At 39.4% G+C, this 16,816-nt stretch carries 16 protein-coding genes, 1 rRNA gene and 1 riboswitch; of the genes, 16 read left to right on the top strand and 1 reads right to left on the bottom strand.

Features of this window, described 5'->3' with window-relative positions; genetic code table 11:
- The first annotated feature begins 88 nt into the window (after positions 1-88).
- The 15 genes from rrf to purD all read left to right on the top strand — a co-directional run bounded on the left by rrf (position 89) and on the right by purD (position 14,357).
- Positions 89-204 (top strand): 5S ribosomal RNA (gene rrf, locus BFM98_RS19395).
- 148 nt (positions 205-352) lie between these two features.
- Complete coding sequence (locus BFM98_RS19400) at positions 353-619, top strand: hypothetical protein (protein ID WP_066038204.1); 267 nt, start codon at positions 353-355, stop codon at positions 617-619.
- 140 nt (positions 620-759) lie between these two features.
- Entirely contained in the window at positions 760-954 is a 195-nt protein-coding gene (locus tag BFM98_RS19405; RefSeq protein WP_066038205.1) for an NETI motif-containing protein, read from the top strand.
- Positions 955-1,047: 93 nt separating this feature from the next.
- A riboswitch (purine riboswitch) is annotated at positions 1,048-1,146 on the top strand.
- Positions 1,147-1,354: 208 nt separating this feature from the next.
- Complete coding sequence (purE, locus tag BFM98_RS19410) at positions 1,355-1,843, top strand: 5-(carboxyamino)imidazole ribonucleotide mutase (protein ID WP_004225751.1); 489 nt, start codon at positions 1,355-1,357, stop codon at positions 1,841-1,843.
- Complete coding sequence (gene purK / locus BFM98_RS19415) at positions 1,840-2,964, top strand: 5-(carboxyamino)imidazole ribonucleotide synthase (RefSeq protein WP_004225748.1); 1,125 nt, start codon at positions 1,840-1,842, stop codon at positions 2,962-2,964. Before purE ends, purK begins: the two co-directional genes overlap by 4 nt.
- 13 nt (positions 2,965-2,977) lie before the next feature.
- Positions 2,978-4,273, top strand: coding sequence for an adenylosuccinate lyase (purB, locus tag BFM98_RS19420; protein WP_004225746.1), 1,296 nt, complete (start codon positions 2,978-2,980; stop codon positions 4,271-4,273).
- A gap of 128 nt (positions 4,274-4,401) precedes the next feature.
- Positions 4,402-5,112 carry a phosphoribosylaminoimidazolesuccinocarboxamide synthase gene (gene purC / locus BFM98_RS19425; protein ID WP_048394896.1) on the top strand — a complete coding sequence of 237 codons (711 nt, stop codon included), beginning with the start codon at positions 4,402-4,404 and terminating at the stop codon, positions 5,110-5,112.
- Positions 5,113-5,114: 2 nt separating this feature from the next.
- Positions 5,115-5,363, top strand: a complete 249-nt coding sequence (purS, locus tag BFM98_RS19430) for a phosphoribosylformylglycinamidine synthase subunit PurS (protein WP_004225741.1) — start codon at positions 5,115-5,117, stop codon at positions 5,361-5,363.
- Positions 5,364-5,365: 2 nt separating this feature from the next.
- Complete coding sequence (gene purQ / locus BFM98_RS19435; RefSeq protein ID WP_048394895.1) at positions 5,366-6,049, top strand: phosphoribosylformylglycinamidine synthase subunit PurQ; 684 nt, start codon at positions 5,366-5,368, stop codon at positions 6,047-6,049.
- Positions 6,036-8,270, top strand: a complete 2,235-nt coding sequence (gene purL / locus BFM98_RS19440; protein ID WP_066038206.1) for a phosphoribosylformylglycinamidine synthase subunit PurL — start codon at positions 6,036-6,038, stop codon at positions 8,268-8,270. Before purQ ends, purL begins: the two co-directional genes overlap by 14 nt.
- Positions 8,246-9,670 carry an amidophosphoribosyltransferase gene (gene purF, locus BFM98_RS19445; protein ID WP_048394893.1) on the top strand — a complete coding sequence of 475 codons (1,425 nt, stop codon included), beginning with the start codon at positions 8,246-8,248 and terminating at the stop codon, positions 9,668-9,670. Before purL ends, purF begins: the two co-directional genes overlap by 25 nt.
- An 84-nt stretch (positions 9,671-9,754) precedes the next feature.
- On the top strand, positions 9,755-10,810 hold the full coding sequence (gene purM / locus BFM98_RS19450; protein ID WP_048394892.1) for a phosphoribosylformylglycinamidine cyclo-ligase: 1,056 nt from the start codon (positions 9,755-9,757) through the stop codon (positions 10,808-10,810).
- Positions 10,810-11,379, top strand: coding sequence for a phosphoribosylglycinamide formyltransferase (purN, locus tag BFM98_RS19455; RefSeq protein ID WP_054548977.1), 570 nt, complete (start codon positions 10,810-10,812; stop codon positions 11,377-11,379). Before purM ends, purN begins: the two co-directional genes overlap by 1 nt.
- Before the next feature lie 113 nt (positions 11,380-11,492).
- Positions 11,493-13,019 (top strand): bifunctional phosphoribosylaminoimidazolecarboxamide formyltransferase/IMP cyclohydrolase, encoded by a 1,527-nt coding sequence (gene purH / locus BFM98_RS19460; protein ID WP_066038207.1) that lies wholly within the window; start codon positions 11,493-11,495, stop codon positions 13,017-13,019.
- A gap of 81 nt (positions 13,020-13,100) precedes the next feature.
- Positions 13,101-14,357, top strand: a complete 1,257-nt coding sequence (gene purD, locus BFM98_RS19465; RefSeq protein ID WP_066038208.1) for a phosphoribosylamine--glycine ligase — start codon at positions 13,101-13,103, stop codon at positions 14,355-14,357.
- A 106-nt stretch (positions 14,358-14,463) separates the two neighbouring features.
- Here the strand turns inward: purD and BFM98_RS19470 are convergent, their stop codons facing one another.
- Positions 14,464-14,889, bottom strand: a complete 426-nt coding sequence (locus BFM98_RS19470; RefSeq protein ID WP_053075731.1) for a YgaP-like transmembrane domain — start codon at positions 14,887-14,889, stop codon at positions 14,464-14,466.
- Between the two features lie 200 nt (positions 14,890-15,089).
- Between BFM98_RS19470 and BFM98_RS19475 the strand changes: the two genes are divergently transcribed.
- Complete coding sequence (locus tag BFM98_RS19475; protein ID WP_054548980.1) at positions 15,090-16,811, top strand: adenine deaminase C-terminal domain-containing protein; 1,722 nt, start codon at positions 15,090-15,092, stop codon at positions 16,809-16,811.
- The last annotated feature ends 5 nt before the right edge of the window (positions 16,812-16,816 follow it).

Below are 16,816 nucleotides of genomic sequence, written 5' to 3' on the forward strand. Positions count from 1 at the left end.
GATCGAGGACTTAACCAAAAATGTTTGAAACATTCAATGTATCGTTTATCCAGTTTTGAAAGAACAAATCTTTCAATTAAATACAAAGTCTAGTGATGATGGCAAAGAGGTCACACCCGTTCCCATACCGAACACGGAAGTTAAGCTCTTTAGCGCCGATGGTAGTTGGGGGCTTCCCCCTGTGAGAGTAGGACGTCGCTAGGCAATTAAAAGGTCATGGATGTATTCCATGGCTTTTTTTATTTTGTGAACTATTCATAAAATGCTATAATATATTTAATATTTTCAAGTGGATTTAAAGGAAATTTCTTTCGCCTAGATACATTCTGGATTTAATAATGGAGGAATCAAAATGAGGCAGAACATTTTTTCTGCGATTTCGATCTCAAGTCTACTACTTATATTCTTTATGTTTGGCTATGATTCAACCAAATGGTATGGAAACTTTTTTACATTTCTCTATCGTGTAAATATGTTTATGCCGTTTATTTTAGGTGGTTTAGGCATCACCAGTGCCCTATTTGGTATCAAAGGATATCGTATGGTTCTTGTTGTCCTTCATTTGTTCCTACTGCTATTATTTTTTTGTATCTATTTAAAGGCATTTTTTGTTCCATGAGCATTCATCAAAACTGCGGAGAGGAATTCTGCAGTTTTTTCTATTTATTTAAGTTCTTACATACTTCTGTAAGCAACAAAAGGTATAATGAATTACAAATTGGTTGTGAATGAATATGTACAATGGAAAGGAAGAAAAAGTTGGGAAAAAAGCAAATTTGGTATGAGGTACAGGAAAACGAGTCAATCGAGGATTGCTTGGCAAGAATGCGGAAAGATGGCTTTATGGTCATAGGACGAAAAGAAGAGCCACTTTTTCATATCGTAGATGGTGAGCCAGCTTATTTGCGCCAAAAAATTCAGTTTAAAGGTATACTTGCTCAAGATATCGAATGATTTTGACTAAAAACCGAACGTTTTTTTTCACCTAATAAAAAATGTTCGCATTTTTGGATTGACGATAAGACAATCCCTTGTTAAAATGTGAGAAGGAAAAACAAATAGATCCCACATATATGCTAGAGGATTGGCTCTAGTGTCTCTACCCGGCACCGTAAATGCTGGACTATGCGGGAAAGCACTTTTGGCGTAAGGTGAGAAGGTCTTTGTACAGCTATGTACATGGAGACGATCTTGTCCGAATAATCCTCAAGTAAACTGCTTTCACGTGTACTGGTAGAGAGTAGTTTATTTGGGGATTTTCTTTGTAAATAAGAATTGCAGTAGCTATTCAAAATAGAGGCTAGCACAATAAATAATTGATCATTTTTCTATCGTTTAAAAGGAGCGACAATTTATGAATCCGAAAATCGGTGTCATTATGGGTAGTTCAAGTGACTGGGAAACAATGAAACATGCATGTGATATTTTAGATGAATTACAAGTACCGTACGAAAAGAAAGTTGTATCTGCACATCGTACACCTGATTTAATGTTTGAATATGCAGAGGCAGCTCGCGAGCGAGGAATACAAGTAATTATTGCTGGAGCAGGCGGTGCTGCACATTTACCAGGAATGGTGGCAGCTAAAACAACATTACCTGTCATCGGTGTACCAGTTCAATCACGTGCACTTAATGGACTTGACTCACTATTATCCATCGTTCAAATGCCTGGTGGTGTACCTGTAGCTACTGTTGCGATTGGCAAAGCAGGAGCGACTAATGCAGGGTTACTTGCAGCTCAAATTTTGTCAACAACAGATGCGGAGCTTGCTAATAAATTAGATGCTAGACGTGAAGCAACAAAGCAGCAAGTATTAGAAAGTACAGGTGACTTAGTGTGACGAAGATTATTTATCCTGGACAAACGATAGGCATTATAGGCGGAGGGCAACTTGGTCGAATGATGGCACTTGCTGCAAAGGAGTCAGGTTTTAAAGTGGCTGTTCTTGAACCAGCAATGGACTCACCTTGTGGGCAGGTAGCAGATATTCGCATTGTAGCTCCATATGATGATGAAGCTGCTTTAGAAGAACTTGCAGAAGTAAGTGATATTATCACATATGAATTTGAAAATATTGATTATGAAGGCTTAAAGCGTTTATCACAAATGGCTTATGTTCCTCAAGGAGCAGAGTTGGTACGTATTACACAAAACCGTATAACAGAGAAAGAAGCTATTGTGAAAGCTGGTTGCCCAGTAGCACCATATATTGTTGCAAAAACTTATGAAGAATTAGTAGCCAATATTGATTCGATTGGTTATCCTTGTATAGTCAAAACAGCAAGAGGTGGTTATGATGGCAAGGGACAGCAGCTTTTAAAATCAACTGAAGATTTGCCTTTAGCGAAAGAATTATTCACGCATTCGCAATGTATTGCAGAAGGATTTGTTCCTTTCGTAAAGGAAGTATCGGTCATTGTTCAAAGAAATGGTCATGGTGAATCGTATTGTCAGCCAGTTGGAGAGAACATTCATGTTCATCATATTCTTCACGAGACAATAGTACCTGCTCGCATAACTGAAAGCACAGCTCAAGCTGCAGAACGAGAAGCTTTGAAAATTGCAGATTATTTACATTTAGTAGGAACGCTAGCGGTAGAAATGTTTGTATTAGAAGATGGTAGTATTGTTATCAATGAATTAGCACCAAGACCTCATAATTCTGGTCACTATTCAATTGAAGCATGTAATGTTTCACAATTCCATCAGCATATTCGTGCTGTTTGTGGCTGGCCGTTACGTAAGCCACAACTATGGGCACCATCCATTATGGTCAATGTATTAGGGCAGCATGTCGTGCCACTCAGTAACTCAATTGCTAAATATCCTGAATGGTCCATACATCTTTATGGGAAAGCTGAAGCTAAGGTCAACCGTAAAATGGGCCATGTGACGATTATGACAAAAGACTTAGAAGCTACACTACAACAAATCGAGAGTTCTGGCATTTGGTCAGAATAGAAGGAGATACGCGATGATTGAACGTTACACAAGACCCGAAATGGGTGCAATTTGGACAGAACAAAATAAATACCAAGCTTGGCTAGAGGTTGAAATTTTAGCTTGTGAAGCATGGGCAGAGTTAGGAGATATCCCTAAAGAGGATGTTGCTAAAATTCGCGAAAATGCTTCATTTGATGTGAATCGTATATTAGAAATTGAACAAGAAACTCGTCATGACGTTGTAGCCTTTACTCGTGCTGTTTCTGAAACACTTGGAGAAGAGCGCAAATGGGTACATTATGGTTTAACTTCTACGGACGTAGTAGATACAGCACTTTCTTATTTAATCAAACAAGCAAATGATATTTTACGAAAAGATATAGTAAATTTCATTGATATTATTGCTACTAAGGCAAAAGAACATAAACATACAGTTATGATGGGACGCACACATGGTGTTCATGCTGAACCAACAACTTTCGGTTTGAAACTTGGTTTATGGTATGAGGAAATGAAGCGTAACCTTGAACGTTTTGAAGCAGCTGCCAAAGTAATTGAAACAGGAAAAATGTCTGGAGCTGTTGGAACATATGCCAATATCGATCCTCGTGTTGAGCAATATGTTTGCGATAAATTAGGACTTGCAGCATCACCGATCTCCACACAAACTTTACAGCGTGATCGCCATGCTCAGTATTTAGGTGCATTAGCTTTAATCGCTACTTCAATTGAAAAATTCGCAACAGAAATTCGTGGACTACAGAAATCTGAAACACGTGAAGTGGAGGAAGCTTTTGCAAAAGGACAAAAAGGATCATCTGCAATGCCACATAAGCGTAATCCAATCGGTTCTGAAAACATGGTTGGTATGTCTCGTTTAATGCGAGGTTATATGGTGACTGCTTATGAAAATGTAGCTTTATGGCATGAGCGTGATATTTCACATTCATCTGCAGAGCGTGTTATTTTACCGGATGCAACAATTACTCTTAACTATATGCTAAATCGCTTCGGTAATATTGTGAAAAACTTAACAGTATTCCCTGAGAACATGAAACGTAATATGGATCGTACATTTGGTCTTATTTATTCTCAACGCATCTTACTAGCATTGATTGATAAAGGACTAGTACGTGAAGAAGCTTATGATACAGTACAACCTTTAGCAATGCAGGCTTGGGACGAGCAAGTTCAGTTCCGTACATTAGTCGATGCAAGTGAAAAAATCACATCTTATTTAACAAAAGAAGAGTTGGATGATTGTTTTGATTACAACTACCACTTACAGCATGTTGATATGATTTTTGAACGACTAGGACTTAACTAATATTTATTTAGCCATCTAATAATAAATGTTAGAGCCACCAGTAAAAGTTTCAGAGTTGAATCGTAGAGATACGGTTCAATTCTGAACATTATTACAAGCGTATCTCATAATATCAGGGGGAAAACGAAATGACTAAAGGTCAACTTTTGTATGAAGGTAAAGCAAAAAAATTGTTCACAACAGAGGAGCCAAATGTGCTACTTGTTGAGTACAAGGATAGTGCAACAGCATTCAATGGTGAAAAGAAAGAGGAAATTGAAGGTAAGGGCATTTTAAATAATCGCATTACTTCATTAATTTTCGAAAAATTACAAGCTAACGGAATTGCGTCACATTTCGTAAAACGATTATCCGATACACAACAACTTGTAAAAAAAGTAGAAATTATTCCGATTGAGGTAGTTGTTCGTAATATTGCTGCTGGAAGTTTAGCAAAGCGTCTAGGTCTTGAAGAAGGGACACCTTTAAAACGACCAATCGTTGAATTTTATTATAAAGACGATGATTTAGGCGACCCACTTATTACGACAGAACATATTGATGTTCTTGAACTTGCCACACCAACCGAAGTAACAGCTATTTATGATGGTGCATTAGCCGTTAACAAAGTGCTACAGCCGATCTTTGCAGATGTCAATGTGACATTGATTGATTTTAAATTAGAGTTCGGCCGTGATATGGATGGTCATGTATTATTGGCAGATGAAATTTCACCAGATACATGCCGACTTTGGGATGCAACAACGAAGCAAAAGTTAGACAAAGATGTTTTTCGTCGTGACCTTGGTAATTTAACTGAAGTTTATACTATTATACTTTCTAGACTCGGAGGCAAATAACAATGAAAAAAGTAAAAATCTATGTAACATTACGTGAGAGTATTCTTGATCCTCAAGGCTCTGCAGTACAAGGTTCTTTAGCTAAGATGGGCTACGGTGAAGTAGAAGATTTACGTATCGGTAAATATCTTGAACTATCAATTAAAGATTCAGAACGTGACATTGATACTCTAGTAAAAGAAATGTGTGAAAAGGTTTTAACGAACGTTGTAATTGAAGACTACCGTTACGAAGTCGAGGAGGCTATTTAATCATGAAATTCGCAGTACTCGTATTCCCTGGGTCAAACTGTGACATCGATATGTATCATGCGATTAAAGACGAGCTAGGTGAAGAAGTAGAATATGTATGGCATACAGCAACAGATCTAAGTGGTTTTGATGGTGTATTAGTACCTGGAGGATTCTCCTATGGGGATTATCTTCGTTGTGGTGCAATGGCTAATCAATCTAACATTATGACAGAAGTTAAGAAGGCAGCAGATGCTGGTAAACCTGTATTAGGTGTATGTAATGGCTTCCAAATCCTAACGGAAGCAGGTTTATTGCCAGGAGCTTTATTGCGCAATAAAAACTTAAAATTTATGTGCCGTACAGTGCAGCTTAAAGTTGAAAACAACAATACATTATTCACAAATCAATATGAGCAAGGTCAAATCATCAATATTCCAATCGCACATGGTGAAGGTAACTACTACTGTGACGAGGAAACTTTACAATCACTAAAAGATAATAATCAAATCGTATTCACATACTCAGGTGACAATCCAAACGGTTCTTTAGAAGATATCGCAGGGATTATAAACGAGCGCGGCAATGTATTAGGGATGATGCCACACCCAGAGCGAGCTGTTGATGCACTGGTGGGCGGCGCAGACGGTCTAGCAGTATTTAAATCAATCGTGAAGCAGTGGAGGGAAAATCATGTCAACAACTAAGTTTGAGCCAACAGCACAGCAGATTAAAGATGAGAAGCTATACGCTGGAATGGGGATGTCAGACGAAGAATTTGCAATGGTAGAAGGTATTTTAGGACGTCTACCTAACTGGACAGAGACAGGTCTTTTCTCAGTAATGTGGTCTGAACACTGCTCGTACAAAAATTCAAAGCCAGTACTACGTAAATTCCCTACTAAAGGGCCACAGGTATTACAAGGACCAGGTGAAGGTGCAGGGATTGTTGATATTGGTGACGAACAAGCAGTAGTGTTTAAAATGGAATCGCATAACCATCCATCTGCAATAGAACCTTATCAAGGGGCTGCAACGGGTGTCGGTGGTATTATCCGTGACGTTTTCTCAATGGGTGCACGTCCAATCGCTATGTTAAACTCATTACGCTTTGGTGAATTAAAGTCAGCACGTGGTAAATATCTATTTGAAGAAGTAGTAGCGGGAATCGCAGGATATGGTAACTGTATCGGAATCCCAACAGTAGGTGGCGAAATTCAATTTGATCCTTGCTATGAAGGTAATCCTCTAGTGAATGCTATGTGTGTCGGTTTAATTGATCATAAAGATATTCAACGAGGCATTGCTGCTGGTGTAGGTAATACAGTGATGTATGTTGGAGCGAAAACAGGCCGTGATGGTATTCATGGTGCAACATTCGCCTCTGAGGAATTAACTGAGGAATCAGAAAACCAACGTCCAGCGGTACAAGTTGGAGATCCATTTATGGAGAAGCTTTTACTTGAAGCTTGTTTAGAGGTTGTAAAATCGGATGCTCTAGTTGGTATTCAAGATATGGGTGCAGCTGGTCTTACTTCTTCTTCAGCAGAAATGGCTTCAAAGGCTGGTTCTGGTGTAGAAATGAACTTAGACTTAGTGCCTCAGCGTGAAACAGGAATGTCAGCGTATGAAATGATGTTGTCTGAGTCTCAAGAACGTATGCTTTTAGTTGTGAAAAAAGGTCGCGAAGATGAAATTAAAGCGATTTTCGATAAATACGATTTAGATGCAGTAGCGATTGGTCGCGTTACAGATGATAAAATGCTTCGTCTGCTACACGCAGGACAAGTAGTTGCAGAGGTACCTGCAGACGCATTAGCAGAAGATGCACCTGTTTATCATAAACCATCTGCAGAACCTGCATACTATGCTCAGTTCCAAGCAATCGAAAACACTGAACCTGCTGTGACTGATTACAAAGAAACACTCATTGCTTTATTAAAAGCACCGACAATTGCTTCTAAAGAATGGGTATACGATCAATATGATTATCAGGTACGTACATCAACAGTTGTTAAACCAGGATCTGACGCTGCTGTTATTCGAGTACGTGGCACAAATAAAGGGTTGGCAATGACAACAGACTGTAACTCACGTTATATCTATTTAGATCCAGAAGTGGGTGGTGCTATCGCAGTAGCCGAAGCAGCTCGTAATATCGTGGCAACTGGTGGCACGCCACTTGCGATTACAGACTGCTTAAACTTCGGTAATCCAGAGAAACCAGAAATCTTCTGGCAAATTGAAAAATCTGCAGATGGTATTTCGGCAGCTTGTACGGCATTAAATGCTCCAGTAATCGGAGGTAACGTTTCTCTTTATAATGAGCGTTCAGGCGAAGCGGTGTATCCAACGCCAACAATTGGTATGGTTGGTCTTATTGAAGACTTAGCACATGTAACGACACAGGATGTAAAGGCAGCAGGAGATCTTGTCTTTGTTATTGGTGAGACAAAAACAGAGTTTGGCGGTTCAGAGCTTCAAAAACTTTTAAATAATGGTGTTATTTCAGGGAAAGCGCCAGCTATTGATTTAGAGGTTGAAGCGACACGTCAGCAAGCTTTATTAAAGGCGATTAAAGCAGGCCTTGTTCAATCTGCGCATGATGTAGCAGAGGGAGGTCTAGCTGTGGCGATTGCTGAAACAACATTTGGCGCTAACGGTCTTGGTGTGGATGTAACATTAACAGGCTCTGCAACAACTGCGCTATTCAGTGAGAGTCAATCTCGTTTTGTTGTTACAGTTAAAGAAGAAAATGCTGCAGCATTTGTAGAAATCATGAAAGATGCTCAAAAAATTGGTGTCGTAACAAACGATGCACTTGTGAAAATCAACGGGGACAAAGGTGTGCTTGTAGAAGGTACAGTGGAGGAATTCCGTTCTAATTGGAAAGGAGCAATCCCATGCTTGCTGAACTCAGAGGCTTAAACGAAGAATGTGGGGTGTTTGGTATTTGGGGTAACCCAAGTCCAGCGCACCTTAGCTATTACGGGCTTCATGCTCTTCAACACCGTGGACAAGAAGGCGCTGGAATTGTCGTTTCAGACGGACAGCATCTTCGCGCGGTGAAAGGCGAAGGACTAGTTAATGATGTTTTCAACGAAGATAAATTAAAAGCAGTGAACGGCAAAGCAGCTATTGCGCATGTTCGTTATACGACTGCTGGTGGTGGCGGTATTGAAAATGTACAGCCATTATTATTCCACTCCTCAACTGGTAGCCTTTCAATTGCCCATAACGGTAACTTAGTCAATGCGACACATTTAAAGCAATATCTAGAGCGACAAGGTAGCATTTTCCACTCTAGCTCTGATACAGAAGTGTTGGCGCATCTTATTAAGAAAAGTTCGCATTCACCATTCCGTGCGAAGGTGAAAAATGCCCTATCTCTTTTAAAGGGTGCCTATTCTTTCTTAATTATGACAAAGGATGAAATGCTTGTTGCACGTGATCCACATGGTTTACGTCCATTATCTCTTGGAAAGCTAGGAGATGGCTGGGTGGTAGCTTCTGAAACTTGTGCATTCGATTTAATTGGTGCAGAATTCGTTCGTTCGGTAGAACCAGGTGAATTAATCATTATTAATGATGAGGGCGTAAAATCAGATCGTTTTGCTGATATGGATAAACGTTCGATGTGTGCGATGGAATATGTTTATTTAGCACGTCCTGATTCGGATATTGATGGTATTAACGTTCATATGGCACGAAAACGTATGGGTAAACAGCTTGCTCGTGAGTGTGCGCATATTGAAGCAGATGTTGTAACAGGTGTTCCTGATTCAAGTATTTCCGCAGCGATTGGTTTTGCAGAAGAAAGTGGAATCCCTTATGAATTAGGTCTTATTAAAAACCGTTATGTTGGTCGTACGTTTATTCAGCCGACACAGGAGCTACGTGAACGTGGTGTGAAAATGAAACTTTCACCTGTTGTTCAAGTCGTAAAAGGAAAAAAAGTAGTAATGGTTGATGATTCTATCGTTCGTGGTACAACATCTCGTCGCATTGTCAAAATGCTAAAAGATGCTGGCGCAGCGGAAGTTCATGTTGTGATTTCATCACCGCCGATGACAAACCCTTGTTATTATGGCATTGATACATCAACGCATGAAGAACTAATTGCTTCTAGTCATAATGTAGATGAAATTCGTGAAGCAATTGGTGCAGACTCTCTGACATTCCTTTCTGTTGAGGGGATGGTAGAAACAATTGCACGACCATACGAAGATGAAAACCGAGGACTTTGTCTTGCATGCTTTACAGGCAAATATCCAACAGAGATTTTCCCGGATACGATTTTGCCACATGAAAAAGAATTATTACGTTAAGAACAACATCGCAACAAATTAGTGTCTTACAGTCATTTCTATCTAGGAAACTTAGGCGACTTGGATGATAAGGAGGAACTCTGCGTGTCAAAGGCATATGAACAAGCAGGTGTAAATATTGAAGCGGGCTATGAAGCCGTAAAACGAATGAAGTCTCATGTTGAACGTACGAACCGTCTAGGTGTAATGGGGACATTTGGTGGTTTTGGTGGCATGTTTGACTTGTCAGAACTGAATCTTAAAGAACCTGTTCTTATTTCGGGGACAGATGGTGTTGGAACAAAGCTAAAGCTAGCCTTCATGGTAGACAAGCACGATACAATCGGTGTGGACTGTGTAGCAATGTGTGTAAATGATATTGTTGCTCAAGGAGCAGAACCGCTGTACTTTTTAGATTACGTAGCTCTTGGAAAAGCAGAGCCTGCAAAAATCGAACAAATTGTCAAAGGTGTTGCAGATGGCTGTGTGCAATCAGGTGCGGCTCTAATAGGTGGAGAAACTGCGGAAATGCCTGGTCTTTATGAAGAAGATGAATATGATCTAGCTGGCTTTGCAGTAGGTGCGTGTGAAAAGTCTGCTATCGTGACAGGTGAAGAAATCGTAGAAGGCGATGTACTTATTGGAATTGCATCAAGTGGTGTACATTCAAACGGTTATTCTTTAGTGCGTAAAATTGTCTTTGCAGATCATCAATATGCTGTGGATGCTATTGTAGAAGGCTATGAAGATCTAGGCCCAATCGGTGAGGCGCTTCTAGTGCCAACAAAGCTATATGCTAAACCTGTGCTAGCAGCTTTAAAGGCAGCAGATGTACATGGCTGTGCACATGTTACAGGTGGCGGTTTCTATGAAAATCTACCACGCATGATGCCAGAGGGACTAGCAACGGAAATCGACTTAGGTTCTTGGCCTGTATTACGTATCTTTGAATTCCTAAAAGAGAAAGGTCAGCTAGAAGATAAAGATTTATATAATGTGTTTAACATGGGTATTGGCTTTGTAATAGCTGTGCCAGAAACTGAAGCTGATAAAGTAATCGCTGCAGTTGAAGCAAATGGTGAAAAGGCTTATACAATCGGACGTGTTATTAAAGGTGACGGAGTAGTATTTAATGGCTCACATGATGGGAGTTTAGTGTAATGACTGCACCAACAAAAATAGCCGTGTTCGCGTCAGGTAGCGGTAGCAATTTTCAAGCCATTCAAGAGGCCATTGAACGTGGTGAACTCCATGCAAAGGTCGCACTAGTGGTCACAGATAAGCCTGGAGCATTTGTAGTAACACGTGCTGAAAACTTTGGGATTCCAGTGTTAGCATTGAATCCAAAAGAGTTTGTCTCGAAGTCAGCATATGAGACAGCTATTATCGAAGCTTTACATGAGTGCGATGTGAAATGGATTGTGCTTGCTGGGTATATGCGTTTAATCAGTGACGTATTATTAGCAGCCTTTCCACAGCGAATTGTTAATATTCACCCGTCCCTATTGCCTGCCTTTCCTGGAAAGGACGCTATTGGACAAGCCATTAATCATGGTGTGAAAATAACAGGTGTAACAGTGCATTTTGTTGATGAAGGAATGGATACTGGACCAATTATCGCTCAGGCAGCGGTACCTGTCATTGAAGGAAATCGCGAGGCAACAGAAGTTGAAATTCACAAACAAGAGCATTTATTATATACAAAGGCATTACAGCAATTATTACAGTAACTGAAGAGGGAGTTAGGTCGAGAATCCTACTCAACAAGTAAGACCTAACTCTATTAATCTATTGAAGCAAGTCAGTTCGTGGACAGCACGATAAAAATTAGGAGGATATTGTTGTGACAAAACGTGCATTAATCAGTGTTTCCAATAAAGATGGTATTTTAGAATTTGCAAAGGAATTAGTAGCATTAGGTTATGAAATTTTATCAACTGGCGGTACAAAAAAAATGTTACAGGATAATGCGGTAGCTGTAACAGCAGTAGATGAAGTAACGAAGTTTCCTGAAATTTTAGATGGTCGTGTGAAAACTTTAAATCCAATGATTCACGGTGGTCTATTAGGAAAGTTTGATGATGTCTCTCATCAAGCACAGATGAATGAGCATGGAATTGAACCAATTGAAATTGTTTGTGTGAATCTCTATCCGTTTGTTGAAACAATTTCAAAGCCTAATGTAACTTGGGATGATGCAATTGAAAACATTGATATCGGTGGTCCAACTATGTTACGTTCTGCTGCAAAAAACCATCAATATGTAACAGTAATCGTGGACAGCAATGACTATGCAACAGTATTAGAGGAACTTAAAGCAGACGGTGCCACAACAATTGAAACACGTCGTAAACTAGCTGCGAAAGTTTTCCGTCACACAGCCGCTTATGATTCTTATATTTCGAACTACCTGACTGAAGAAGAGTTCCCAGAGAGCTTAACGATGACATATGAATTAAAGCAAAATTTACGCTATGGCGAAAACCCTCACCAAAAAGCGGCCTTCTACCAAAAGCGTCTTGGCTCTGACTTTTCATTAGCTTATGCTACACAATTACATGGTAAAGAGTTATCCTACAATAATATTCAAGATGGTAATGCAGCATTGCAAATTGTAAAAGAATTTGAAATGCCAGCTGCTGTAGCGGTGAAACATATGAATCCATGTGGTGTTGGCACTGGTGTCACGTTAGAGGCAGCATTCGATAAAGCATATGAAGCAGATCCAACATCTATTTTTGGCGGTATTATCGCATTAAATATGGAAGTGGATGCAGCAACTGCTGAGAAGCTAAGTCATATTTTCCTCGAAATTATTATTGCACCTGCTTTTTCACAAGAAGCATTGGATATTTTAACGAAAAAGAAAAATATCCGCTTACTAACAATTCCTTTCGAGCAAGCGAAACAAGATTCATTCAATGTAGTATCAGTTGAGGGTGGCCTTCTTGTACAGGAGCCAGATCGTTATGGCTTTGGCAATGCGGATATTAAAGTGGTGACAGATCGTGAACCAACAGAGCAAGAATGGGAAGCATTGCAACTTGGTTGGTCTGTTGTCAAACATGTGAAATCCAATGCGATTGTTGTAACAGATTCTCAAATGACACTTGGGGTTGGTGCAGGGCAAATGAATCGTGTAGGTGCAGCTAAAATTGCCTTTGAACAAGCTGGAGAAAAAGCGAAAGGTGCTGCATTAGCATCAGATGCATTTTTCCCAATGAGCGATACTGTGGAGGCGGCGGCAGCTGCAGGAATTACAGCAATTATTCAACCAGGTGGTTCCATTAAAGATCAAGATTCCATTGATAAAGCAAATGAATACGGCATTGCGATGGTATTCACAGGCGTACGTCATTTTAAACATTAATTGTGAAATTATATAGAAATCTAAACAGACCGAGATGTTGGTTCATCTCGGTTTTACTTACAAAGAGGAGGATTCTCTAAAATGAATGTATTAGTAATCGGAAGCGGTGGCCGTGAGCATGCAATCGCTAAACAATTTAGCATCTCTCCATCAGTGAACAACGTATTCGTAGCGCCAGGAAATGATGGGATGCGAGGCGAAGTAGAAGTTGTTGCTATTGATACAATGGATTTCGCAGGTCTCGCTCAATTTGCCAAGGAAAATGATATTGCATTAACATTTGTTGGCCCAGAACAGCCGCTTGCTGAAGGCATTGTCGATTTCTTTACAGCTAGAGGTTTACGTATTTTTGGTCCTACAAAAGTTGCTGCTCAAATAGAAAGCAGTAAATCCTATGCGAAAGAAATTATGAATAAATACAATATTCCTACAGCAGCACATGAAACATTTACTGAAGCAGAAAAAGCAATAGCGTATATTAAAGAACAAGGGGCGCCTATTGTCATTAAGGCTGATGGTTTAGCGGCTGGTAAGGGCGTCGTTGTGGCAATGACAGAGGAAGAAGCGATTGAAGCTGTAGAGGATATGATTGGAAACCAACGTTTTGGTGAATCCTCTTCACGTGTTGTCGTTGAGGAATTTTTAGACGGTGAAGAATTCTCTTTTATGTCTTTTGTGCACAAAGGACAAATTTATCCGATGGTTATTGCACAAGATCATAAACGAGCTTATGACGGTGATAAAGGACCAAACACAGGAGGTATGGGTGCTTATTCACCAGTACCACAAATCCCACAAGAGGTAATAGATATTGCATTTCAAACTATTGTAGAACCAACTGTTAAAGGGATGGAGGCAGATGGTGCTTCCTTTACAGGTATTTTATACGCAGGGTTAATTTTAACAAAGAAAGGTCCTCAGGTCATAGAGTTTAATGCTCGTTTTGGTGATCCTGAAACGCAAGTTGTATTGCCACGTATGGTTTCAGATTTTGGTGCATTTATGATGGCGTTAATGGATGAACAGCCTTTTGATTTACAATGGTCAGAAGAAGCAATGCTTGGTGTAGTCATTGCAGCAGAGGGTTACCCAGGAGACGTTGAAAAAGGTAAGGTATTACCGAATTTAGAGGCAATTTCGACATCACATGCAGTTTTCCATGCAGGTACAAAATTAGTAGACGGTCAATTCGTTGGTAATGGAGGACGTGTACTGTTAGTTGGTGCAAAAGCAGCTACTTTACAAGAAGCACAGGAAAAGGTTTATGAAGGTATTGCAACGGAAACATGGGATCACTTTTTCTTCCGTAAAGATATTGGCTGGCGTACGTTTAAGTAATTATTATTTTCACTAAATATTTTTTATCGTCTTTTGAAACCTCTTGTTGTTTCAAAACGTAAGAGGTAAGAGCCGTCTCAATAATAGATTGGGACGGCTCCTTTGACTAAGAAGGATTCTGAGCTTTATTCGTTGAAGAATCGCTACTATTTGAGGAATTTTGAGTTGAAGTGCTGGTGTTAGATTGTTTTGAAGCAGTAGCTTGTGAACCTGAAGAATTACCAGCTATAGCAGAGGAAAAATCCTTCATGAGCTTATCGATTTGTTCAGTAGACATAGAATTTTGCCCGCTGAACATACTTTGCATAGAGGTGTTCATGGCATTCTGCATATTGGAGCTTAAAACTGCTTTCGTTGGACAATATTTAAAAAGTCCCTCAGCCATTTTCATGGCACCTAATGCAATCATTAATCGACCTTTTGTACAATTAGGATTTCTAGAAACTTTAGCGATACCAAATGCGGTTAAACTTGTCCCCATGGCAAAACGACAAAATGCATTCTTTTCGCTTAAATTTGCTTGCTGCATCATCATTACTTCCTCCTTTAGTCATTGTGGAAAAAATAAGCGAGGTGCACTTTGCTTTATGAAAGTGCTGTGTTACGATTGAAACAAGATGATTGCATAAAGCATAATTTTTATGAAAATATGCGATTATGCAGTAGTAGTATGTGATTTCAAGTTGGATTTACACAATGAAAAATTACGTAATTTAGGAAGGAGCGAATAGCATGGATCCAGTATGGAAAATAACAAAAATACGTCAACAATTAGCAGTAATCGATGGGAAAAAGGCACCAGATATCGTGCTGAAGAATGCACGTTATTTGCATAGTATGTTAAAGCAATTCATAGTAGGGAACATTTGGATTTTGGGAGATCGCATTGTCTATGCTGGTGACAGAATGCCTCCTTTATTAGAAGGAACAGAAGTGGTGGATTGTACAGGAAAAACAATCGTACCTGGCTATATTGAGCCACATGTACACCCATTCCAGCTTTATCATCCACAGTCATTTGCAGATTTTTGTGGTCAGCTTGGGACAACAACTTTTATTTCGGATAATTTAAGCTTTGTTTTAAATTTAGAAAATAAGAAAGCGTTTTCAATTTTAGAGAGTTTGAAAAAGCTACCTTTTTCTTTTTATTGGTGGACTCGCTTTGACTCACAAACTGAATTGGAGCAAGAAGAAGAGGTTTTCTCTAATACTTCTATATTAGAGTGGTTAGAGCGAAGTGATGTCTTACTTGGTGGAGAGTTGACAGGCTGGCCTAAGCTGTTGCATGGCGACGATCAAATGCTTTATCGTATGCAAATGGCTAAGGGACTGGGAAAAAAAATTGAAGGTCATTTCCCTGGAGCTTCAGAAAGAACATTGGCACGAATGAAACTGCTTGGTGCTGATGGTGATCATGAGGCAATGACAGTAGAAGAGGTAGAGCGTCGTATTATGCAGGGCTATGCTGTAACTTTACGTCATTCTTCCATACGACCAGATTTACCACATCTACTAAAAGGAATAGTAGAAAAAGAGCTTCCAATCTTTGATCATTTAATGATGACAACAGACGGTTCAACTCCTTCATTCCATGAGGATGGTGTGATGGATAAATGCATTCAAGTAGCTTTAGATGCAGGGGTATCTCCTATTGATGCTTATCAAATGGCTTCCTATAATGTAGCACGTTATTACAACATGTCTAATTTACATGGTTTTATCGCAACAGGGCGTTTTGCTTCACTCAATATTTTACAAGATGAATATCATCCTGTTCCAGAAAGTGTTTTATCAAAGGGTGTCTGGTTGAAGCGTAATGGGGATCGTGTGCATAGAATGGCGACAATTGATTATTCTGCCATCCCAGCTTTAGATTTAGATTTCTCATTAGATTCACAGGATTTCCAGTTTTCTATGCCGTTTGGGATTCAATTAGTTAATGATGTGATTACAAAGCCTTATAATTCTTTAATTACGAAAGAAGGGCCATTGGCAAATCATGATGAGTGCTATTTAATGCTCATTAACCGAAAAGGCAACTGGCATGTAAATACAATGATTAAAGGATTTGCAACGGATGTCCAAGGCTTTGCATCCTCTTATTCCAACACTGGTGACATATTGTTAATTGGAAAAAATAAAGACGATATGATTAAAGCCTTCGAAGAAATGAAGGCAATGAATGGTGGTATTGTTCTCGTCGAAAAAGGAGAAGTTATAGCGGACATACCATTAACAATTGGTGGACTTTTATATGATGGAGATGTATTCACTTTAACAGAGAAAGAAAAGGCTTTAAAACAAGCTTTAGCAGATAGAGGCTATCAATTAGGAGATGCCATTTATACATTATTATTTTTACAATCTACTCATTTACCATATATTCGTATAACACCACAAGGAATTTTCGATGTGATGAAGAATAAGTTATTATTACCTGCTGTTATGCGCTAATTCAT

The sequence above is a fragment of the Lysinibacillus sp. AR18-8 genome, from assembly GCF_001705465.1.
Lineage (GTDB): Bacteria > Bacillota > Bacilli > Bacillales_A > Planococcaceae > Lysinibacillus > Lysinibacillus capsici.